Genomic DNA, 22,212 nt, shown 5'->3' with positions numbered 1-22,212 from the left:
TTCTTACAGAAATCTTTCCTTTTCGTAAGAATTGTCTCTACAGGCGCAAAGGTAATGCCATGCATACTTCCGTATAGATATTTTCCTCTGACTGTATGCTTAATCCAATGCCCATATCCTCTGCATGCTTTTTACAGAGATAGAGCCCCATTCCGGTAGAACACAGATTTTTTCTGCCATTCTTTCCGGTGAAACCTTTTTCGAAAACTCTCGGTAAATCTTCCGCTGTAATGCCGCATCCATTATCCCGTATGAAAAAATGCAGAATATCCATCTGAATGCTATAAGTAAACTGAATGACCGGATCCTGGTCTCTCCGATAAACAGCGGCATTATATACCATTTGGTTCAGTAAAAATAAAATACCTTTCTCGTCTCCATATACTTCCGGAAAAAACTCCGGGATTTCTATCCGCACCCGGTTTTGAATCAACATTTGCTTATTCATGGATAAACACTCATTTAAAACATCCAGGAAATTCACCTTTTTAAATATAAAATCGGTATGGGGACTTTCGCTTCTCCCATAGTAGAGAACCTGTTCTAAATGGTGGTTCATGGTTTCCAACTCCAACAGAATATCCCTGCTGTCTTCGGTCCGCATCCGTTCTGCAATTAATTTAATAGCGGAGATGGGCTGCTTCATATCATGAACATAAGTTTCCAGCCATTCCTGATAATCCCTGCCCTCACGCCTACTAAGCTCTACCTGCTCCAGCATAGATTTTGTACATTCCCGAAGCAGGCACAGATAACCCGTTTCTTCATAGGATTTCGCATCTTTCCATATCTGGGGGAAGAGGTACTTTTCATCCAGCTGGTCAACCAAAACTGCCATTTTACGAAAATATGCCCGCTGTTTCCGGTAACGCAGCAGATTATAACAGAAAATCACCGCCAGACATACAAAAAACAGCGGCAAAATCTGCCACCATCCCAGCTTCAACGCTTTTAAGTAGATGCATGCACCTGACAGACCGATCAGCTGTATCAGAATATAGGTCAGACGCTGCTGCCAGTATAACCGCCCGTTCAAAGCTGATACCCCTGACCGTATCGTGTCTGGATGAGATCACCGGCATCCAGCTCTTTTAACTTACTTCTGAGCCGCGTCATATGGACGCTTAAGGTATTGTCGTCTATATACACCTGATTATCCCAGAGTTCCTCTATCAAATCCACTCTTTTAACAATTTCCTGTGGATGGGAAAACAGATACGACAAAAGGAGGGTTTCCTGCCTGGTGAGGATAATTTCGCGCTCCCCTCTGCACAGCTTCCCTTTGGACGGCCACAGGGTAAAATCCTCCCAGAGCAGCCTGCGGTCCTCAGATAACCCAAAACCGCTTCTGCGGAGCAATGCCGCAATGCGTGCCAGCAGGATCGGCATATTGTAAGGTTTGCGGATATAGTCGTCTCCTCCAAGAGTCATCCCGTACAACTCATCCATGTCGGAATCCCTGCTGGTCAGAAACATAATAGGGATTTTTGAAAAATGGCGGATGCTTCTGCAGATTTCATAGCCATCCCTGCCAGGAAGGGATATATCCAGCAGTATAAGCTTAAAATCACCTTTTTTCACTAAATCCTCTATCCGGTCAAAATCATCTGCCAGTTTAACTTCATACCCATTGCTGCCCAGTTCCCGCGCAAGCTCCCGGCACAGGATCCGGTCATCTTCTATTAATAACAATTTCATATGTATTAGCTCCTATCACATGCTCTAGAGCGTTTTTTAAAATTGCTTTCTGGCAGCTGTGCGTCACAGTTTGTGGGAGATTTGTCCCGGATGAAGGGCGCGTAGCGGGCTACGTAACCTGAATTCGGGGCAAATCTGCCGCAAAGTGGGGCGTACAGATGGCAGGAATGAATTTTCAAACACGCTCTAGTATTTTTTTGCGGCACGCGGGCATTCGCTGCGAAATCCTGATGCATTTCGCAGCTCTCCAAAAAGTTTGAGATATAAGTATTTATCGGTAATTCAAGCTTTATGGACTACTACTCTTCTGTAATGATAGTATCATAGTGAAAACTTTATGACAATGGGAATTTTATACCTCTGGCATTATCAGCAGCAAATCGGATTAATTCTGCTGCGGAGTTCCGCTGCAGCGGAAAGACACGGCCATGGTACCTAAAATAAAAAAGCATGGACCAATAAACTTCATAACCGCCCTTATCGAATTCTTCTTCCGTTGGGAAATAGCCGGTGCACCCATTGGTATATCCGCCAAAATAGAAGTACTCATTTTGAAGCATTTCGGAAATTCGCAGTGCAAATTCACACATAATTTCATTCGCCACACCACAAAGGCAAAATGTGTCCAGGAAAAAATACTGAACTTCTATTTCCTCCTCCTGTACAGTAATCTGGTTTTGTAAAAGACGCTCTACTTCCATAAGCCATGCTGTTCCATCTATGCCACAGGCTTTTGCTGCTTCTTTTGCAATTGCAAGTGCCCGGTCATAGGATGGAACATCTGAAAAAAGAGTGATTTTTTCGGAATACATGGAGATAGATTCCAAATTCCTGGGAATGAGAGATGCTATGACCGGTTCTGTTTCCTGAAGCACAGTCTGCGCCATCTCGTTTAATGCCGCATCAGAGCGGATAAATCGGCTGTCATTGGCATCCGGAGGCAGAATCTTTGATTTAAAATACTTTGGCGCCACATTTCCGGAAGCACCCTGAGTTACCATGACCGGGCATCCGTATTGGGACTGTAATTCATCCCGGACAGTTCCGAAAAAGTCCGGTGAAATCAGATAATTATCAGCTTTCAGCACATTATTGTGAACGGTAAGGCGAAGAAGAATTAATTTCAATGCCCCTTCTTTTGCATCACAGATTTTTAAAATACCGATTCTTCTGTCTAATGCCTCACAACTGCTGCGTCGGTTCACACCAATGTCCGTATAAGCGTTGCCCCAGGCAGCATATACAGGTGTTAAATCCCGGATTGCCTCTGATACTCCGGATTTTACCTGTTTGCAGAGGAATTTAAAATATTCCGGAGCACTGCTATCGTTAGGAGCTGCATGCGTATGGGAAAAGCAAAGCATTACCTTTTCTCTGGAAACAGATAATAGATTCCCAATTTCATCCCGCAAAAAGTCGGCATGCTGTTTTGAAAAACCGATATGGTCGATCGCGGCAAGGCAGCATATTCCGTTATCTGATTCCCAGATAGTGATCTGTGCATACAGTGGCTGTAAAATACCTTTTGACCATTCATCCGTTCGTCCAAATCCAACGGTTTGAATCGAATTTGAAGGGGTGATGTTTTTTTGTGAAAAGCCCATTTTTATGGTGTGCATTTTGGATACCTCGTGTCTTTCTATGCTTTTAGTATTATGTTTTTGGATAATATATGATTTTTTTGTACTGATTCTTTCGTACTGTATCTATTAATTTTAGTATTCTTCAGCACATTACCAATTGATTTTTATTATACCGTTAAGAAACGTTGATGTGCAATACACAGAATATTTAGGTAATGTTTTTTATCATTCCAAGCCTGCTTTATAATGTTTATTATCCTATTTTTTTGAGGAAAGAGTTTTTTCGTTTCGCTGTGATCCTGTTCAAATGGCTTTTTTTTGAGACTAATATATAAATAAAGCCTGGCAGCTCCCTGTCAGGCTTTATTGAAATTAAATTATTACCGAATCATTTGAATCATGTTTCCAATATCTTCTGCTGCCATCTGAAATTTAGACTTTTCTATCAAGATATTCTGTCCGGTCATGATATAGGATGGCATTAAACGAATCCCTTTGTAGAAGAATTCACTATTTCGCATTTTATAAGTGGAGATAGCAGGAATTGCATTCTTCCCTGTCTCCTTTTTGCTTATTAGATTGAATGCTTTTTTTGCAACATCCCCCATAAGCATAATTACTTTTACATTAGGAAAGAATGATAGTTCTTTTTCCAGAAACGGAAGGCTTTTTTCGATATCTTCCCGGCTGACTGCGTATTCTGATTTTGGAATTTTCACTGCATTGGTGATATAAACCCCCAAATCACCAATATCGTCTATGTTGTGTACATCAGCACCTGCCTTCTGGAATAAGGGGATTGCCGTTTCCAAATAAGCGGTTATCCCACCGCCATAAAAATCCTGTCCGGGATCGGCAGGAACCACTTCATTAATCATAATCGCCCTTATTTTTTCGGGCTGAATATCAGCATTACTAAACTGCATATTTACAATTTTACCCGGCAAACGTTCCAATTCATTTTTTATATTCATGTATTATAGCTCCTTCCTGTGATGCTGTAATGCATTTGCACAGCGCTTTATGATGTTTTCGCTTAACTGTCTCGGTGATACGATATCCACTTTGTCCCCGAAAGACATAATAAACTCATACAGCCATTGGGTCTCCGGCACGGCGGCCGTCACCTTATATCCGCTTTTAAGCTTTGTAATATCCTGATCATCAAAAATATCATAGATACGGTAAGCCATTTCATCCGGAAAATGCAATTCTATTTCCATAACCTGCCCCATAACTGCCGACTTGGGGAATACCGGATCATCGGTTCCAATCTTCCTGCAGAACTGCTCTTTTGTAAGTGTGATTTTCTTCATTCTGGAAACCCGAAAAAGCCTCTTCTCTAACCGATAGCGGCAAAATGCATAAATATACCAGGCTTTATCTTTATAGACTAGTTTCAATGGCTCGGCTTCTCTTTGCAGGTGTTCGCCGGAGGAAGCATAATAAGTAAATGAAAGAACTCTGCTTTCCAAAATAGACTGTTTTAAAATACTAAATATTTTTTGTTCATTTTCTCTGGAAATTCCCCAACGTGAGAAATCTGCCTCGATCCATTTTGTCTGAGCCGTCTGGAAAACAGCACCCATTTTTGTCAGAATATCTTCCGCGTCCTGATATTGTATTGCACAAAGGCTTTGCAGTCCCATCAGAATTTCCTGTTTTTCCTTATCAGATAGAATAGATTTATTCAGGACAAAATGATCCATCAACTGAATGCCGCCCTTTCTGCCTGTTGTGACATAAACAGGTATTCCGGCACTGCTGAGCATGTCCACATCCCGGTAAATAGTCCGAATGGACACTTCATACTTTTCGGCAAGTTCCGGAGCAGTTGCCCGCCCTTTCTCTAAAAGATAATAGATAATTTTAAATAAACGGCCCTCGGACATCCAATTCACCTCTTTCGTTATAGATAAGTTCTATCATATCATGAAAACCCTGACGATGTGTGTCAATATTTACTGTAAACTTTTTGCAAATTTTTCCTTCGAAAAGTGATTTGATATTATTATTCTAAAATCACCTTGGAAGTCGCAGATCTGATCTACGCTTAAGACGTCCATGCAATTACTCCACACCTCATCTTTCCAATACTCATTTTCCGATACAAAACTGTATTTATCTTTATCAGCATGGTGGAACCCGGGAGTTATGGTTAATCGTACTGTGATGAGGATTCAAACTTTCCATACATATCAAAAAGAACAGCATCACAATCTGTAATTGTAAGCTGTTCTTTAGAAACGTATAGTTTTTAAAAAAATTCAAACAAATTTATATCCATCTCAACATCTGAAATAACTGCCGACAGCGTACAGCCTGGCGTCCTTTCTCATCTAAACCCAAATATTAGACAGCATAAATTTAATGAAATAATAATTTTGCCTCTTCCATATGTTTGATAACCGGAACACCAAATGGACATCGTTCTTCACAACCGCCACAGGCAATACAGTCCTCTGCATTTGCAGATAAACCGAAATAGTGAGCTTTTATGGTATCCGGAAGTTCTTTTTGCATTTCAGCTAAATCATAAAGCTTATGTACCATTGCGATATCAATGCCGCTTGGACATGGCAAACAGTGACCGCAATAGGTACATTGCCCGGAATATGCATGGCTTGGTGCCCCTGCAAGAACAGTTGCATAGTCTTTTTCTTCTTCTGAAGCTGTCTCATAAGCTACTGCCTGGTCTACGTGGTCAGTAGTATCATATCCAACGAGTACACTGGCAACAGCCGGTCTGGTTAATGCATAGTGCAGACACTGGACCGGTGTCAGTGCTACACCAAAAGGTGAAGCTTCTGCCGAAAACAGCCTTCCCCCCGCATAACCTTTCATGACATTGATGCCAACATTTTCACGCTCACAGATCTGATATAACTCTGCACGCTCGGGAGCTATTCCTCCTAATTCATCTGCATATGACTCACTGAAATACTGTGTCATATCCTCTGTGGCGGGGAGCATATCAAATGCGGGATTGATACTAAATAATATCATCTCAATTTCGCCTTGTAATGCAGCAAGTTTTGCAACATCCGGATTGTGAGTGCTCAACCCAATATGGTGTATGACGCCCTGATCCCGCAGTTCCCTGACATACTCCATAAACTCACCTTGTACAATTTGATGAAACTCAGCCGTTTCATCTACAAAATGGATCATTCCCAGATCAATATAACTTGTGTCAAGTCTGATCAGTAAATCCTGAAAAGCTTCTTTTACTTTTGCCATATCCCGTGTTCTGAGATATTGGCCGTCCTGCCACGTAGAGCCCAGATGTCCTTGAATAATCCAGTTGTCACGATGGCCTTTGATCGCGGTTCCTATATTGGAACGTACATTTGGTTCCGCCATCCAGCAGTCTAAAATATTGATACCGCTCTCTTCACATCGCTTGATAACTTCCTTAATTTCTTCTAACGTATGCCGCTCTAACCATTCTGCACCCAGACCAATTTCACTGACACGAAGACCTGTTTTTCCCAAAGTTCTGTATTGCATTTTTTAACCTCACTTTCCTGTATTACCGTATTTTTATTTTAAGTCCAGTATAGCATAAAAACGAGCTTTTTCATATCATTTATATAGGCAGTTCTGTTGATCCAGTTCTGTTGATTAATTTTAAATTTTGCACTGGTGATTATTATGTGGTGTTCTAACATAAGTCTACAAAGCGACTTACCGGATATGGTTCTCAAGATATAAAACAGCAGATAAGATCGAATGATCTCACCTGCTGTTTGTTACATTTTTATCACTGCTTTTATCACATCGTCTTTGTGATTCAGATTATAATCAACACCTTTTATAACGTCTTTAAAGTCATATGTATGGGATACAATCGCTTTTAGAGGTATGAGTCCATTGCTCACTGCGCTAATTGCAGCGGGATAAAGATTCCGGTAACGATATACTGAATAAATGGTGCCTTCCATTGCATTTAAAGTGGCAATATCCAGTTCCAGCACAGGTTCCGGAGACACACCTACTAAGGTTACTTTCCCCGCTCTTTTAATCAAACGGCATGTTTGAAGGGTTGTAATCCTGTTTCCGGCACATTCATATACCTGATCCACCCCTCCGCCTGGAAGAGTCTTTACGAACTCTTCGATATTTTCTGTCTTGCTGTTAAATACTCTGGACGCCCCAAGTTCTTTTGCTTTAGCCAGACGTTTATCCAGAATATCCGCAACATAAATTTCACTGACACCCCTGGCTTTTAAGGACATCAGTGTAACCAATCCAATACAGCCTGCACCCAGTACTACCGCTGTTTCACCCAGCTTTGCATTGGAAAGTTCACAGGCGTGCATTCCAACCGCCAGCGGTTCCATTAGCGCTCCTTCTAATGTTGATACATGGTCAGGCAGTTTAAAGGTCATGCTTGCAGAATGTGTACAATATTCGGAAAAGACCCCGTCTTTTTCTTTAGGTATAGCCATAAATTTTACTTCTTTGCATAGATTATAATGTCCCTTCAGGCAGTCTTCGCAATGACCGCAGGGAACCCCCGGCTCTAATGCAACCCGGTCTCCCACCATAAATCCGGTAACCCCTTCCCCTATTGCAGTTACTACTCCTCCTGGTTCATGTCCTAAAACCAATGGTCCATCAGGTACCCAGTTCGCAAGCCTTCCTTCTGAGTAAAAATGCAGATCCGACCCGCATACGCCCACATATTCTAACTTAATCTGCAGTTCTCCCCTTTTCGGCTGAGGAATAGGTCTTTCCTCCCATTCCATTTGTAACGGACCGGTCATAACTGCTACTTTCATTGTTCCTTCCATTTTAAACCCCTTCTTTCTGGATGTGATAGTATTTCTTTACATAAATACCTATTTGCAGGATGTGAATGTATTTTTTTACATATATACTAATTTACTAAATTTAATTAAGTATTGTTTGATTTACAAAAAAGTAATATAGATACTATATGTTTAATCTGCTGGCCATGTTTATTAAAAGTATTATAGCAATGTATATTTTATCTGTCAAGAATATGTTTTAATTTAATTAAGTAAAATTTATTAATAAATATCTTTTTTCTCTTATTTAGTAAATAATATTTAGTAAAGATTGTTTAGCAAAGAATAGTTACAGCACTACAGTCAATTAAGTTTATGGCCAGCGGACGGAGTCCATACTGTGAACAGGCATAAAAAAAGAAGCAGATGTTTACATCTCCATCTGCCTCTTGCCAGGTATCTATTCTGTTTTCACCTCCGGATGGTTTTCTAACTTTTTTACACTTTCCCTTATAATTAAATTGGTTCCGACTTCAATTTTTATAGATTGTTCCCTTGCTTTTTCCATCTTCGATATAAGCAGATCTACAGCAGCAGGTCCAAATATATTTTTAGGAACATTAATTGTGGTGAGTCCGGGTTTCACTACTTCACTGATGGGACGGTCATCGAAACCGACAACCGATATATCATCCGGCACGCTGAGTCCTGCTTCCTGAATTCCATGGATTGCACTGCAGCCTATCAGATCGTTTTCAGCAAAAAATGCAGTCGGATGCTTCGAATTACTTTTGAGATAATTTAATATTCCCTGCTTTACTTCATTTTCCGAGTACCCTACATCTACGACATATTCTCGGTTAAATGCCAGTCCCAGCCGTTTTAACTGGTTCTTATATACCATATACCGTTCATCAAAACTGTTGATCCTCACCTTGCTGCGAAGATAGCCGATATCCCTGTGCCCCATTTCATAGAGGTGCAAAAGTGCCTTACTCGTACCCTGGGTATTGTTAATTGCTACCGCATCAATATCATTTTCCTGAAAAGAATTATCCAGTACCACAAAGGGCAGCCCGGATTCTTTGAAAACCGCAAGATCTTCATATTGCATTTCCACTGCAAATATAATCAGCCCTTTACAATGAGCATTCCCCAGTAAGCATTCCTGTTCTTCTGCGGACATTTTTTTATCCAGATAAATAAAATTTAAGTGATAGCCGTATTTACTGACACTATAATTTATTCCTTCCAGAATACAGGTAAAAAATGGAGATTCATTGACGATATTCCCTCTTCTTTTATACACTACAAAGCCAATACTCCCGCTATTCACCACATTTTCTTTCAACATGTATTCACAGCCGAGTTCTTTTATTTTCCGGATAATTTCCTGTCGCCGCAGCTCTCCCACACCAGGTTTATTATTCAGGACAAGAGAAACCGTTGCCGTAGAAACTCCGATCATCTCAGCAATATCTTTTGCTTTTAGTGCCATAATTCACCTCCATTGCAATTTAATTAATATTACTAAATATTTTACTAAATTGCAAGAGGGAATGTTTCGTTTTTTTATTCTTTATTCGTTTTTCCCATCTGCACTAAAGCATAGGCAAACCATCCGAGACCTATCAGAGTTATCCCAACTGACAGCCCAACCGAAAGGCCCGCAAAAAATCGCTGCACATCGCCTGCGTTATTTCCTGCTTCAAAAACCGGTATACGCCCAACCATTACAAGAAATAAACCGATAAATAAATTTTTTTGTGAATTAAGCTTTTCTAATAATTTTAAAAGTTTTAATGCATTTTCATCTGCTATATGGTTCAGATTTTCTTCATTGATTGCTTCTCCGGATAGCAATTCATTCATGGAAATATTCAGTATTTCACACAAGCGCATATGTAAAGACCAGTCCGGCATGCACTTTCCCGTTTCCCATTTGGAAACAGACTTATTGGATACGCCTAACATCTCAGCAAGTTTTTCTTGTGTGAGATTTTGTTCCTTTCTTTTGGCAGAAATAAATTTTCCGATTTTTAACTGCTCCATTTAAACACCGCCTTTCCATATAAATATATCCCTTATTTCCTGAAATTCCAATCCCCTGGAGGTAGAATTCAGGTGGAATCAGCTATTTTCCCACCAAAATTTCTACTTTCACAAGATATTCTTCTTCGTCCTGCATAGCTATTTCATTTAGCGGATATTCTTCATAAGCATCTCCGTAAATCTCTATATTTTCACTTTTCAGATATTGAAATAACCTTTCGTAAACCTTATGTGATTGTCCGTAACTGCAGCGGCCATAAGCGGTAGCATATAAGCCTGCGGGTTTGTAGCCGTTGGCGCCCTGCGTTACTTTCAGATAATACCGGTAGACCGGGTCGATGGATCTATTTTCCAGAATGTGTTTTGCAATCACCACCCCTATCGGATATCCCAGCTCCATCCCGTGCTCTTCAGCATAGTTATAGAAAGATATCATTTCCTCATCCCCAATCTGGCTCTTTTCAATCGGACACCCCAGAAAAACAGGTTCCCTCTTCTTCTTCAGAATCACAATCTGATCAGTATCTACGGAAAGTGCTTCGTTTGCCATGTTCGTATATAATCTCATCATTTCCTGCATCCGGCTGAGTTTTGTGATTTCTGCCTGAATTTTTTCTTCCTGTGCCTGAAACAAATTTATCATCTGCTCGGGTGTCCGTCCTCTGGCGTAATGTTTGATTTCCTCAATTCCAATTCCCAGTTCCCGAAGGGCTGCGATCAGGTAAGCAGAACCCAGCTGACGACGGGTATAATACCGGTATTCATTCATTCCACGGTGTTCGGGAATTAACAGGCCAATCTTATCGTAGAAAATCAGATTGGCACGTTTTATTCCCGTAAGACGTGCAAATTCACTGATCGTCATATATTGTTTATTCTTCATTTTTATACCCCTTAATAGCGCATGCTGGCTTGTGCCATCCCTGAATTAGTAGTTATGTTTTTTCATTCTTTCTCTCTGGATCCAGTCCAAATAAAAATATTGACCTCTTCTAAAAAAACTTCAAAAAAAATACTTGACTGTAAAGTAACTTCATAGTTTATAGTACCATTTAGTGGCAAAATTAGCAACTTATTTATTACATGATGGAGGTATTTATGACATTTTTAAAATCTTTTTTTCTAAAAAACAAAGGAAAATCAGCCATTATGCTGCTCCTTCTTCTGGGGCAGGTGGCAGGCACTCTGTATATACCGTTTTTAATCGCAGGAATCGTAGATAAAGGCATTATGAAGGAAGATATGAATGCCATTCTATCAATAGGCATACAGATGCTGATCGCTGCAGTTATAACTACAGCGGTTGCGGTACTTGGCAGCTTTTATTCTGCAGATCTGGCGGCTGCTTTTGGCAGGGATATGCGAAATGCCGTTTTTTGCAAAAGCCAGGAGCTGTCTCTTCGGGAATTTGACAGTATCGGTGTTTCTTCCATGATTACACGAACAACATCTGACATTTCCGTTTTACAGCAAAGCCTAGGGATGATCTTCCAGCTGGTTGTTCCGGCTCCTCTTATGGTTATTGCATCTGTTATTATGACTGCAAAGGTAAATTTGTCCCTTACTTTGATTCCAGTGCTCTGCATTGTGTTTTTCTTAATACTTGCATGGATAATTCTGAAAAAATCAGGTCCTCTTTCCGCACAGATTCAGCTGAGAATGGACAATATTAATCAGGTTGTACGGGAATCCATTACCGGAATCCGTGTTATACGTGCTTTTGACAATGGTACTTATGAACAGCACCGCTGTGACAAGGCTTTTTCCAGATATGCGGATAATATGATCAAGCTGAATAAACTGTTTGCGCTCCTCAATCCCACCGTTTGGCTTGTGATGGGACTTTCTATGGCTGCGATTGTTTGGTTTGGCGGCTTAATGTCTCTGAAAGGAACCATGCAGATCGGGGAAATTACCGCAGTAACCGAATATACGATTATGACGTTGGGATATCTGATTATGGCTGCATTATCCAGTGTGACCCTTCCAAAAATGAAGTCCTGCCTTGACCGCCTGGAAGAGGTGCTCCACATGACGCCTGAGATTAAAGATGCTCAGATGAAAAACAGCTCTTCCCTGCAAAAAGGACCGGCGGTTCAATTTGAACACGTGACGTTTTCTTACCACGGTGCAGAGGAACCGGTCTTACAGGATCTGTCCTTTTCCTGTTATGCCGGAAAGACGACTGCAATCATTGGAGGCACCGGATCCGGAAAGAGCACCATTGCCAATCTCATGCTTCGTCTGCATGATATAAATTCCGGGAAAATTAGTTTAAACGGAACTGATATACGTACAATGTCACAGGAAAAACTGCGGGAAAACATTGGATATGTGCCGCAAAAAGCTTTCTTATTCAGTGGTACTATTGCCGATAATCTGCGCATGGGATGTAAAACAGCCACAAAAATGCAGATGCGAAAAGCTCTTCGTATTTCCCAGGCCGAACATTTCGTAGACGGTCTGCACAATGGATTGAATGCCCCGGTATCCCAAAGCGGTTCCAATTTCTCCGGCGGACAGAAGCAAAGACTGTCAATTGCCCGTGCACTGATCAAAGAATCACCGGTTCTGATCTTCGACGACAGCTTTTCCGCTTTGGATTTTAAAACAGATGCGGCTCTGCGAAGAGCATTAAAAAAGGAAACACCACAGACAGCAAAGTTAATTATCGCCCAGAGAATCAGTACCATTATGGATGCTGACCAGATTATTGTACTGGACGAAGGCAAAATCGCAGGAATCGGAAAGCATACAGCATTAATGCAAAACTGTCAGGTCTATCAGGCGATTGCAAAAAGCCAGTTATCATCAGAGGAGGTTACAGCAGTATGAAACAAAATAAATTCACAAAAAAGAAACCCGTTGTTGACATAGAGGTTTCGGATATACCACAAAATACAAAAGCAACGGTAAAACGCCTGCTGAAACGTCTGTCAAACCAAAAAGGCAAACTGATTTTAGTTCTGCTTACGGCTTTATTAAGCAGCGCAGCCTATGCATTAATGCCACTTATGGTAGGTGCCGGGATAGACAATCTCTTAAAGGCTTTAAAAGCTTATAAAAAAGGATCAGACATTTTGTTCTTAGTTAGCGATGCGCTCCTGGTTCCGGTTCTGATGATTGGTGCTGCTGCATTGGCAACCTGGATCCTTTCTTATATACAGCAATATATAATAGCCAGTGTTGGAGAAAAATTTACGTTATCACTTCGGCAGGACATCAGTGCAAAAATCACGAAACTGCCGCTGCGCTATTTTGATTCCCATAAAACAGGAGATATAATGAGCCGCATTACCAATGATCTGGAAAAGGTTTCGGAGGTCCTGCAGGTGGGATTGATGCAGTTTATATCCTCAGTCTTTACCATTCTGATTACTGCAGTGGCCATGCTGTTATTAAGTCCAGGTCTATCCCTTCTGGTCCTTGTCTCAGTAGCTGCCAGTACGGTGGCAACCAAATTTGTCTCGGATCTGAGTCAGCGCTATTTTGCACAGAATCAGGCGGCAGTTGGTGAGTTAAATGGCAAGGTGGAAGAACTCTATACCGGAAACCGCATAATTAAAGTATTTAACCAGCAGTCTGAAGCGATTGATGAAGTCCTGGCACTGAGCAATCAACAGTTTGAGGCTAACCGGAAAGCCCAGTTTGCAAATTTTGCCATTTATCCGGCAATCCGTATTATTAATCAGCTGGGATTCGTGGCAACCGCCCTGGTGGGAGGATATCTGGTTCTGCAGGGACAGATTTCCCTGGGAATCATCCAGGCATTCCTGCAATATGAAAACCAAATTTCAGAACCTGTCACTCAGGCATCTTATGTCATTACTTCTCTTCAGGCAGCAATTGCAGGTGCAGAACGTGTGTTTACCATTCTGGATGAAGAGGAAGAACCGGCAGATGCAGCTAATGGCTATTTACCTCCATCCAATGGCCATGTAAGTTTTAATCAAGTAAAATTCGGATACTCTCCGGAGAAAATATTAATGCACAATCTGAATCTGGAAGTGCATCCAAATGAAATGATCGCTATTGTAGGTCCTACCGGTGGCGGAAAAACGACACTTATTAATCTGCTTATGCGTTTTTATGATCTGAATGGCGGCAGCATCTCCGTAGACGGTGTGGATATTTCAGCCATGCCCCGTGGAGAACTGCGCCGCCGCATTGGGATGGTTCTGCAGGATACCTGGCTGTTTGAAGGTACCATCGCAGAAAATATAGCCTATGGAAAAATGGACGCTACACCGGAAGAAATTAAAAGAGCTGCCCGTGCTGCTCGCTGTGACCATTTTATACGTACGCTGCCAAATGGTTATGATACCGTGATATCCAGCGAGGCATCCAACATCTCACAGGGGCAGATGCAGCTTTTAACAATCGCGCGTGCGATGCTGACCAACCCTTCCTTTATGATATTAGACGAAGCGACTTCCAGCGTAGATACCAGAACCGAGGTCGAGATTCAGAAAGCCATGGCTGATCTGATGAAAGATAAAACAAGCTTTGTCATTGCACACCGTCTTTCTACTATAAAAAATGCAGACTTAATCTTAGTGGTAAAGGATGGGGATATTATAGAACGCGGTACGCACAATGACCTGATAATGCAGGATGGATTTTATGCTTCTCTTTATAACAGTCAGTTTGAGGCATCTGCATAGAATTATCAGATATATTCTATTTTTTGTTCCTGATAAAAAGGCGTAAATGGAGGAATACAATCCTTCACTTACGCCCTACATACACACAACATTATCCCAAAACAAATTTTTTTATCCTCTTGGAATCTGCCTTTGGATTATAACGCATGATCTGATCTGAAATTCGCTGTAATGCATCTTCGCCTTTTATATGTCCGGCTTCTTCTAACATATCATCCGGAAAGAAGTCTTCCACGAGACAGAATACAGTAGATGACCACCCATACTCCTCTCCTTTTTCCGATAGTTTCTTCTTCTGTCCGCACATGGTAATATACATTTTCATCTGCAGTTCTGTTAAACCACGTTCAAATGCAGCTTTATCTTCTTTCGAGAATCCGCCTGCCTGTTTCAGCAGATGCAGGGGCATCCTTCTCTGCTCTTTTAATATTTCATAAATTATTTTGGCTGGATGGCTGATCTTTCCCTGGGCATACGCTTCTTCAAAACTGGTTTTGTCACGGCGTGCGGCGTAAAAATAGGGATACCATTCTTTTGTAATGAAGCCACTCTTTTTAAAAAACAGCTTTCCATAGGCAATATCATCCCGTTCATTTAAGACCCTCATACGCCATTCCCAGGGATCAGTATCTGCTTTTTCCGTATGCCACTCAATTTCCTCACCAAAATAATTGCACAGGGAAAAGATTTGTTCATCATTGGTTCCACCCATACTCATTCCGGTTATTAAAAGTGATTTTATAAAATCGTTGTAACACTTGATTGTTTTTATTTCATCCATTGTTTTTATCCTTTCATTTACAGAATACCGGTATCATGCACCGGAAATAATTTTTCTTTATTATATCACAGGAAACAGGACAACTGTATGTCATGTTGCGATTTCAAAACCACTACAAAAATCCACTGCCGCTGTTTCCCAAAGAAGACCATACCGGTTAATGGCATGGTCTTTGCATGGTGAATTTGATTAATTGCTATTCTAGTTAATACGCATATAAATATTATCCGGCTTCAGGAGTATAGATTACACTATTCCCATTCTGCTTCATCAACACAGAATGCGCAGGTATATTTTGATTTTCATATTGAAAATCTGCATCTGTAAAATTAGCCACTGCCGTTAATTGTTCTCCATAATTTGTCATCTGCACCAGTCCATCATCAGTAAGGTATTCAAAATCCGTCATTTCTTCCTGTACGGCTTCTTTACTAAATTGTGACCAGGCAGCAGTATGGCTTGTAATTGCTGTTTTATATTTTTCCCATTCTGTGCTGTCCAGATGATAGAGCGGCGGTACATTGTAGAGAACTTCTCTAAGCATACGGTCTTCCACTTTATCTTTAATTTTAAATGTTGACCAGTCCCAGTGATATGTGGTAATTACAGAATCATTGTAAACCAGTTTATACAGCGGAACATCATACCTGGGATTCAGGAATATCTGTGCATATTGCTCTTTCACAGGAACTTGCCGTGTAAAACGTTCTGCGGCCCCGCCCTTTGGATTATAATATTTGCCTATATAGTATTCGCTGTCTTTATTGTTCTTCATATCCTCATCCATCCAGGAAAAGCTCTGCAGTTCTATTCCATGGGCAAATGCTATGGTAGAAGCGGCAAAATCGCTGCCTCCTTCCGAACCGATTACTTTATTGCTGTCCCGTATTAATGACATCCGTTCCAGTCTTGCCTGCAGATCCTCCTGCTGGGTTGTCAAATGTTCCGGTGTATAATCATCATATATTTCTCCTGTTGCATCACAATCGATAAACCAGGAGTTAAATCCCACTCCATTTCCTTCGATGCTCTGCAGGCGATGCTCTACGGCGGGTATGGATAATGTCGGATTCAGTTTTCGTCCTACATTCTGAAATCCTGTGATTTTTTCCCCATTCTTATCTTCAATTACCGCATTTTCATAGAGGGACGTATCCTGGAATGCAGCCGTAATCCATTGTTCTTCACCTGGTTTGTGGATGGAATGGTAGGAGTCATACGGTCCAATTAAATAGTCCTTAGAAACTGCAGTTGCTACCAGCTCCGGCTTGGCATATGCCTGTTCCCAGCTGTTTAACCCGATCCAGGCATGGTCTATCCCGTTTTCTTTCAACTCCCGGACAAGATTTACCGTTTCCTGATTCATCCAATTATCCACTTCTAAAAATACCTCAGGTAAATTAGCAGCCAGAGCATGTTTATGAAATTGCAGCTGCTCTGAATCACTAAGGTTATCCAATCCTTTCTTAATGCAGCTTTGCATAAATGGATCCTGGATGTGTAAAGCTTCCTCCTGATAAAAATCATCATGTTTCAAAATTTCACTCAAAGCCCGGCAGACAATATCCTTTTGGTATTCACCTACATAATCCTGAGACTTTATTTCATCTAAGGCATTGATTGCTTCATCACCCGATTCTAATTGTGCAATACGCGTTTTTAACCACTCCGTCACACTGCTGTCAATGGAGCCGCGAAATGCCTGCCAATTCACATCTTCCGAGGAAATGATTAACTCCCCCCAAAGATAAATGTGGGGTGCACCATAAAGTTTTTGGATATCTGGATTTTGTGCTTCCTTTTCTTTTAAAGTTACAAACTGTCCCTTTTCCATGACGTAACTGCGATAGATTTTAGCCGCTGCAACCGGGTCATTTTCTGTTAAGTAAAACCGGAATCGCTGTTCTTTTTCCGGATCGATTTCCGGGTATTCGTGTTTTAGGGTAAAAATATTCTCGCTGGTTTCTGAAAACATAAGCTCGCTGCGATATGGATTTTCTAAAACCGTAACTACGGCGTTTTCTCCCTGTGCCGCAGCCCAAAATGGCATAGAAAGCTGCTCCATAACGGAAACGGATGTTCCTTTCAGATAGTTGTTCCAGACGGGATCATCTTTTGGTACTCTTTTTCCTTCCCCCAAAGGAAGATAATACATATCTCCGGAAATAACAGGCCAGTTAAATTCATTATCCATTTCTTCTTCTGAACGTACGGAAACCTCCAGATAATCTTCAGCAGGAGTTATGGTTACTGCTATTTTCTCCTTGGGATATAACCAACTGGTCACACCTTTTTCCTGTGTGAAATTTTCTACCAGACGCTGTTCACCGGGTTGGGAAACAACCACGGTTTCCTTACCCTTCTTTACCTCCAAAGTAAAAGTTTCCGGATTCACTTCATAGGCTGGCGATGATGTATTAACATTTTCATCCCCTGGCTCATTAAACTTTGTACTTTTGGACTGCACGTTATCATTTGTTTCTTGATGCTGAACTTTATCATTTGTTTCATCTGTTGAAATTTTTGAAGCACATCCGGTTAAAACCCCCATGATGACCCCAATTCCAAGACATAGGTTCAAAAGCTTTCTTTTTGTCATTTATTAACCCTCCTTTAAATTTGTACATTACATACCATAAAGGATTCATGTGACAGGCATTTGACAAAATGAAAAAATAAAAATTGAAAAACTCCAGGCAAATCCTTTCGGCTAAGCAGAAAGCTTATACCGGATGAATTTCCCAGGAGTTTCCCTGAAAGTACTATAATTGTAAAATTATATATGAATATTTATTGTTTTTTTACCCTCTGAATTCAATCCAGCCAATTGTCATATCCGGCTTTACCAAATCCAGACGCAGTTCATAATAACCGGGTTCCAGTTCAACCTTGATGAGCTTCTGCGTGATTTTATTTCCGTCGGTACCGTTGAGTTGGACCGTGGTCATGACTTCCCCATTTAAAATCATATTTACAGTTGCCTGTGCCTGATTTGTTCCCTGTGAAGAAAGTTCGCCTACAATGCTGTATATTCCAGGATTTTCTACTTTCAGACATACGGTTTCCCCATATTGCGGTGTGATCTTCGGTAGTTCAGACAGTAAATAACAGGTTTGGTCTGCTGTTATGCTTTCTGTTATACCTTCTGCAGTGGACTTCTTTGCCGCAAATTTTTGAATTCTGGCTGCTTCTTCCGGTTTTCTTTCAAAGGCAGGAACCTGCATCAGGAACTCGCATATATTTTTTGCACATCTCTGAAGTTCGCCTATCGTAAGACATCCTTTTTCCAGATATTCCAGTGTATTATCGTTCATGGCATTTACTTCTGCACCATTATTATTGACAACCATGTAAATATCGTTTTGTGCCCGTACCATGAATGCAGTGTTTTTCTTATCTGCAGGTCCGCCATTTACGTTATCATTCATCATTGCCCACCAATCGGTCATGACGATTCCATGGTATCCCCATTCACCCCTCAGTATAGTGGTATTTAAGTCATAATTAGAAGCTGACCAATGACCATTTACCGGATTGTAAGAAGTCATGATGGATGTTGCCTGACCTTCTTTCACTGCTATTTCAAAAGCTTTCAAATAAATTTCACGAAGTGCCCGTTCTGAAATAATAGAGTCTGCATGGAAACGAGCTGTTTCCTGATTATTTCCTGCGAAATGCTTCACTGTACCCACACAACCTGATTTGCGTATTCCTTTTACTGCCGCGCAGGCAAAACATCCGGTCAGATAAGGATCTTCCGAGTAATATTCGAAATTACGTCCGTTCAGCGGGTTTCTGTGTATATTCACACCCGGCCCCAGCAAGGTATCAATTTCGTTATTCCTTAATTCTTTTCCTTCTAATTCATACAGTTCTTCCATCATCGGAATATTCCAGGACGAAGCCAGCAAGGTTCCGATGGGCATCTGCGTAGCTTTTAATCCGCTTTCCATCCGAATTCCGGAAGGGCCATCCGCCGCACAGGCGATGGGGATTCCATATGCTACTAATGCATCACCTACACCGCCAAAAGCTGCTGCCGTTCCGGGAGTTACTTTTGGGCTGCTCATCCCTTCACCGCGCACAATGCAAGCCAGCTCATCTGTGTTTAACTGGGCAATAAAAGCATCAATATCTGATTTTCCCTCCGCTACATCCTTGAGCTTAATTCCTTTGTCACCGGTCTGCTGCATTGTTTCCGGCAAACGCTCCGTAATTCTGTCCTGCAGTAAAATTGTCTGCAGCGGGGTCTCTTCCTGTGTAATTTGATAAATTCCTTTGCTATCGGTTTTGCCCGGTTTTATTCTCTGGAAAGCCCTTACAGGTGCCATTGCCTCTTCCAGAGTCTCAGATACGGTCAGTGAATCGATGATATATGCACCTTTTTGATCTACATCTGCTTTCACTAAGTCACGCACACTGTTGCCCACAAAGATTTCATAAGCACCTGCTTCCAGTACATAACAGGATTTATTTCCGGTAATGCCGCTGTCATCATAGGAAGCCATAGCTGCAACCGGAAAACTAATAAGCAATGTTGCTTCTTCATTTGGCTGTAACTTCTCAGTCTTGGCAAATGCACGCAGTTCTTTTACAGGTTTTCCCAGTACTCCCTGGGGTTCTCCGCTGTAAACCTGAATGACTTCTTTTCCAGCATAGGCACCTGTATTTTTAACGTGGACTGCAAGTTCTATTTTGGCATCAACACCATCACCTGTGGACTTTGCTTCTGCCACTTCTATATCAAAATTTGTATAAGATAATCCAAATCCAAAAGGATACTGCACTTTTTCCGGGGCAAAGGTTTCGAAATAACGATATCCTACATAGATATCTTCCTGATAAAAATTCTGTTCTTTACTTCCGAAATTACTGGTAGAAGGATAGTCTTCCAGCCTGTAGGCAATAGTATCCGGCAGTTTTCCACTGGGATTTACTTCTGCTGATAAGACATCTGCAACGGCAAGACCGCCGGTCATACCTCCCTGCCAGATGTATAGGATCGCCTTGATATGATCCTGATAAGCAGAATCTTCTGCCCAGCTCATATCTATAATATTTGCAACATTCAATAAAACTGCAACTTGTTCAAAGTGACGTGTCAGAACTTCAAGGTTTGATTTTTCCTCCTGAGTCAGACGGTATCCCCCTTCTGCATCTGCATTATCCTGATCTTCTCCTGCAGTACGGCCTATGATAAAAATCGCCTTTTCAGATTTTTCCCGGGCATTTTTTGCAAGATCGTCCGTGATCATCATTTCTTTTTGATGCCACGGCTCCGCTGCCCATCCGCCGCCTCCGTCGTCAGCAGGGTTTTTGGCTATCCACTCTTCATACAGCTTTACTAGTTCATCATTGAGTTTCATTTTTTTGTTCTGGCGGACTCCATCAATAATATTGCATACATATTCTACATTCACCGCACCACCTGATCCGGTACCGCTTCTATAATAATCAAATTGGCATCTTCCGAATACAGAAACCACCTCGTCTTCTAAAACCGGCAGCATGTTGTTTTCATTTTTCAATAACACTGCTCCTTCTGCGGCTGCAATTCTGCTGTAATCGGCCAGCTCCGGCAACGGAACTCCTATTGTATTCTTACTCATATCTTTACCTCCGGGATATTTTTTACATCTTTTGTAAAATCAGTATATCCCATTTTTTTGTTATATGATATAATAATTCCATTCAAAAATAGCAAAATTTTGTCATACAGTCTTTGTGTATGCTTTATAAATCTAAAAAAGGAAGGAACAAATATGATCCATTATTGGAAAGAAGAAAATGTATATATAGACGGTGTTCCGTGCCAGTTTTTGTGCCATCTGGAAACCAGGAATTGTGCCGGAATCGTCTATCCTGCGCACTACCATGATTATATAGAAATGCTTTATGGCCTTTCGGGTACATTTAAAGTATATCTAAACGGTTCCTATCACTCCTTTACCGGGGGAGATCTGGTTTTAATTAACTCTCATGAAGTGCATCAGATTGACTCCCTGTCTGAAAATGGAGGCGAGTATATAGTTGTGCGGTTCATGCCGGATTTGATTTACAACCGCATGTCCCAAAACCACTTTGAGCTGGAATACATCCTACCATTTATCACCGAAGATGCCAGACATGAAAAAGTAATCCCGTATTCGGAGATCCGGGACACCATGCTTCCTACGTTATTTCACAATATTATGACAGAAAATCATGAAAGAGACTACGGATATGAGCTCGCCATTAAGAACCATATCGGCAGCATTTTCTTATGGATACTGCGCTATTGGCACCGGTCGGGAGAACATCCGGATAATTACAGACAACCGGACCGGCAGCTGTACGAAATGTTAAACCCGGCTTTTAACTATCTGTCGGTCAATTATGAAAAACCGGTAAAGGCTTCTGAAATGGCAGAATTATGCAGCCTTAGCTCCAGTTATTTTTCACGTTCTTTTAATCGGCTTATGGGAATGAGCTTTAATGAATACCTAAACTACATCCGTGTAAGCGAAGCTGAAAAATTATTAATTTCCACCCCTCTGAGCATCACAGAAATAGCGGTAACCGTTGGATTTAGTACATCCAGTTATTTCATTAAAATATTTAAGATATATAAGAATCTATCGCCGAAGCAATTCCGGATGACTTTGCTTTAGTCAGATGTGGATTTTATGTATATATTTACT

17 protein-coding genes are annotated in these 22,212 nt (G+C 41.2%); 3 read left to right on the top strand and 14 right to left on the bottom strand.

Going from position 1 to position 22,212, the window contains the following annotated elements; translation table 11 throughout:
- Positions 1–37: 37 nt before the first annotated feature.
- From RHS_RS11205 to RHS_RS11160, 11 genes are all read right to left on the bottom strand, one after another.
- The gene (locus RHS_RS11205) at positions 38–1,036 is read right to left on the bottom strand and encodes a HAMP domain-containing sensor histidine kinase (protein WP_047833219.1); all 999 of its coding nucleotides are present in this window, start codon (positions 1,034–1,036) and stop codon (positions 38–40) included.
- Entirely contained in the window at positions 1,033–1,698 is a 666-nt protein-coding gene (locus tag RHS_RS11200) for a response regulator transcription factor (RefSeq protein WP_027292898.1), read from the bottom strand. The genes RHS_RS11205 and RHS_RS11200 overlap by 4 nt, the downstream gene beginning before the upstream one ends.
- 5 nt (positions 1,699–1,703) lie before the next feature.
- Positions 1,704–1,934 carry a DUF6783 domain-containing protein gene (locus tag RHS_RS30835; RefSeq protein WP_081998860.1) on the bottom strand — a complete coding sequence of 77 codons (231 nt, stop codon included), beginning with the start codon at positions 1,932–1,934 and terminating at the stop codon, positions 1,704–1,706.
- 99 nt (positions 1,935–2,033) lie between these two features.
- Positions 2,034–3,317 carry a hypothetical protein gene (locus RHS_RS11195; protein WP_047833218.1) on the bottom strand — a complete coding sequence of 428 codons (1,284 nt, stop codon included), beginning with the start codon at positions 3,315–3,317 and terminating at the stop codon, positions 2,034–2,036.
- A 344-nt stretch (positions 3,318–3,661) separates the two neighbouring features.
- The gene (locus RHS_RS11190; protein ID WP_047833217.1) at positions 3,662–4,255 is read right to left on the bottom strand and encodes a uracil-DNA glycosylase family protein; all 594 of its coding nucleotides are present in this window, start codon (positions 4,253–4,255) and stop codon (positions 3,662–3,664) included.
- Positions 4,256–4,258: 3 nt separating this feature from the next.
- The gene (locus RHS_RS11185; protein WP_047833216.1) at positions 4,259–5,173 is read right to left on the bottom strand and encodes a YafY family protein; all 915 of its coding nucleotides are present in this window, start codon (positions 5,171–5,173) and stop codon (positions 4,259–4,261) included.
- A gap of 475 nt (positions 5,174–5,648) precedes the next feature.
- Positions 5,649–6,791 (bottom strand): aldo/keto reductase, encoded by a 1,143-nt coding sequence (locus RHS_RS11180; protein ID WP_027292894.1) that lies wholly within the window; start codon positions 6,789–6,791, stop codon positions 5,649–5,651.
- A gap of 242 nt (positions 6,792–7,033) precedes the next feature.
- Positions 7,034–8,077: an NAD(P)-dependent alcohol dehydrogenase gene (locus RHS_RS11175; RefSeq protein WP_047833215.1), complete on the bottom strand. Its 1,044-nt coding sequence runs from the start codon at positions 8,075–8,077 to the stop codon at positions 7,034–7,036.
- Between the two features lie 418 nt (positions 8,078–8,495).
- Positions 8,496–9,533, bottom strand: a complete 1,038-nt coding sequence (locus RHS_RS11170) for a LacI family DNA-binding transcriptional regulator (RefSeq protein ID WP_027292892.1) — start codon at positions 9,531–9,533, stop codon at positions 8,496–8,498.
- 74 nt (positions 9,534–9,607) lie between these two features.
- The gene (locus tag RHS_RS11165; protein WP_044294873.1) at positions 9,608–10,087 is read right to left on the bottom strand and encodes a helix-turn-helix domain-containing protein; all 480 of its coding nucleotides are present in this window, start codon (positions 10,085–10,087) and stop codon (positions 9,608–9,610) included.
- Positions 10,088–10,169: 82 nt separating this feature from the next.
- Complete coding sequence (locus RHS_RS11160; RefSeq protein WP_047833214.1) at positions 10,170–10,970, bottom strand: MerR family transcriptional regulator; 801 nt, start codon at positions 10,968–10,970, stop codon at positions 10,170–10,172.
- Positions 10,971–11,185: 215 nt separating this feature from the next.
- Between RHS_RS11160 and RHS_RS11155 the strand changes: the two genes are divergently transcribed.
- Positions 11,186–12,922, top strand: a complete 1,737-nt coding sequence (locus RHS_RS11155; RefSeq protein WP_047833213.1) for an ABC transporter transmembrane domain-containing protein — start codon at positions 11,186–11,188, stop codon at positions 12,920–12,922.
- Complete coding sequence (locus tag RHS_RS11150; protein ID WP_027292888.1) at positions 12,919–14,751, top strand: ABC transporter ATP-binding protein; 1,833 nt, start codon at positions 12,919–12,921, stop codon at positions 14,749–14,751. The genes RHS_RS11155 and RHS_RS11150 overlap by 4 nt, the downstream gene beginning before the upstream one ends.
- Before the next feature lie 91 nt (positions 14,752–14,842).
- Here RHS_RS11150 and RHS_RS11145 read toward each other — a convergent pair whose 3' ends face one another.
- The 3 genes from RHS_RS11145 to RHS_RS11135 all read right to left on the bottom strand — a co-directional run bounded on the left by RHS_RS11145 (position 14,843) and on the right by RHS_RS11135 (position 21,141).
- Positions 14,843–15,532 carry a hypothetical protein gene (locus RHS_RS11145; RefSeq protein ID WP_044294868.1) on the bottom strand — a complete coding sequence of 230 codons (690 nt, stop codon included), beginning with the start codon at positions 15,530–15,532 and terminating at the stop codon, positions 14,843–14,845.
- Between the two features lie 223 nt (positions 15,533–15,755).
- Positions 15,756–18,131: a glycosyl hydrolase gene (locus tag RHS_RS11140; protein WP_047833212.1), complete on the bottom strand. Its 2,376-nt coding sequence runs from the start codon at positions 18,129–18,131 to the stop codon at positions 15,756–15,758.
- Positions 18,132–18,333: 202 nt separating this feature from the next.
- The gene (locus RHS_RS11135; protein WP_047833211.1) at positions 18,334–21,141 is read right to left on the bottom strand and encodes a glycoside hydrolase family 3 N-terminal domain-containing protein; all 2,808 of its coding nucleotides are present in this window, start codon (positions 21,139–21,141) and stop codon (positions 18,334–18,336) included.
- A 153-nt stretch (positions 21,142–21,294) separates the two neighbouring features.
- Between RHS_RS11135 and RHS_RS11130 the strand changes: the two genes are divergently transcribed.
- Positions 21,295–22,182 (top strand): helix-turn-helix domain-containing protein, encoded by an 888-nt coding sequence (locus tag RHS_RS11130; RefSeq protein WP_395022078.1) that lies wholly within the window; start codon positions 21,295–21,297, stop codon positions 22,180–22,182.
- Positions 22,183–22,212: the final 30 nt, after the last annotated feature.

The organism is Robinsoniella sp. RHS, from assembly GCF_001029355.1.
Taxonomy (GTDB): Bacteria; Bacillota; Clostridia; order Lachnospirales; family Lachnospiraceae; genus Robinsoniella; species Robinsoniella peoriensis.
This window is presented reverse-complemented; position numbering and strand designations above follow the sequence as displayed.

Excerpts from the sequence above, each read along its gene's own strand:
- RHS_RS11200 (WP_027292898.1), bottom strand. The coding sequence starts at position 1,698 with ATGAAATTGTTATTAATAGAAGATGACCGGATCCTGTGCCGGGAGCTT.
- RHS_RS30835 (WP_081998860.1), bottom strand. The coding sequence starts at position 1,934 with ATGCATCAGGATTTCGCAGCGAATGCCCGCGTGCCGCAAAAAAATACT.
- RHS_RS11195 (WP_047833218.1), bottom strand. The coding sequence starts at position 3,317 with ATGCACACCATAAAAATGGGCTTTTCACAAAAAAACATCACCCCTTCA.
- RHS_RS11190 (WP_047833217.1), bottom strand. The coding sequence starts at position 4,255 with ATGAATATAAAAAATGAATTGGAACGTTTGCCGGGTAAAATTGTAAAT.
- RHS_RS11185 (WP_047833216.1), bottom strand. The coding sequence starts at position 5,173 with ATGTCCGAGGGCCGTTTATTTAAAATTATCTATTATCTTTTAGAGAAA.
- RHS_RS11180 (WP_027292894.1), bottom strand. The coding sequence starts at position 6,791 with ATGCAATACAGAACTTTGGGAAAAACAGGTCTTCGTGTCAGTGAAATT.
- RHS_RS11175 (WP_047833215.1), bottom strand. The coding sequence starts at position 8,077 with ATGGAAGGAACAATGAAAGTAGCAGTTATGACCGGTCCGTTACAAATG.
- RHS_RS11170 (WP_027292892.1), bottom strand. The coding sequence starts at position 9,533 with ATGGCACTAAAAGCAAAAGATATTGCTGAGATGATCGGAGTTTCTACG.
- RHS_RS11165 (WP_044294873.1), bottom strand. The coding sequence starts at position 10,087 with ATGGAGCAGTTAAAAATCGGAAAATTTATTTCTGCCAAAAGAAAGGAA.
- RHS_RS11160 (WP_047833214.1), bottom strand. The coding sequence starts at position 10,970 with ATGAAGAATAAACAATATATGACGATCAGTGAATTTGCACGTCTTACG.
- RHS_RS11155 (WP_047833213.1), top strand. The coding sequence starts at position 11,186 with ATGACATTTTTAAAATCTTTTTTTCTAAAAAACAAAGGAAAATCAGCC.
- RHS_RS11150 (WP_027292888.1), top strand. The coding sequence starts at position 12,919 with ATGAAACAAAATAAATTCACAAAAAAGAAACCCGTTGTTGACATAGAG.
- RHS_RS11145 (WP_044294868.1), bottom strand. The coding sequence starts at position 15,532 with ATGGATGAAATAAAAACAATCAAGTGTTACAACGATTTTATAAAATCA.
- RHS_RS11140 (WP_047833212.1), bottom strand. The coding sequence starts at position 18,131 with ATGACAAAAAGAAAGCTTTTGAACCTATGTCTTGGAATTGGGGTCATC.
- RHS_RS11135 (WP_047833211.1), bottom strand. The coding sequence starts at position 21,141 with ATGAGTAAGAATACAATAGGAGTTCCGTTGCCGGAGCTGGCCGATTAC.
- RHS_RS11130 (WP_395022078.1), top strand. The coding sequence starts at position 21,295 with ATGATCCATTATTGGAAAGAAGAAAATGTATATATAGACGGTGTTCCG.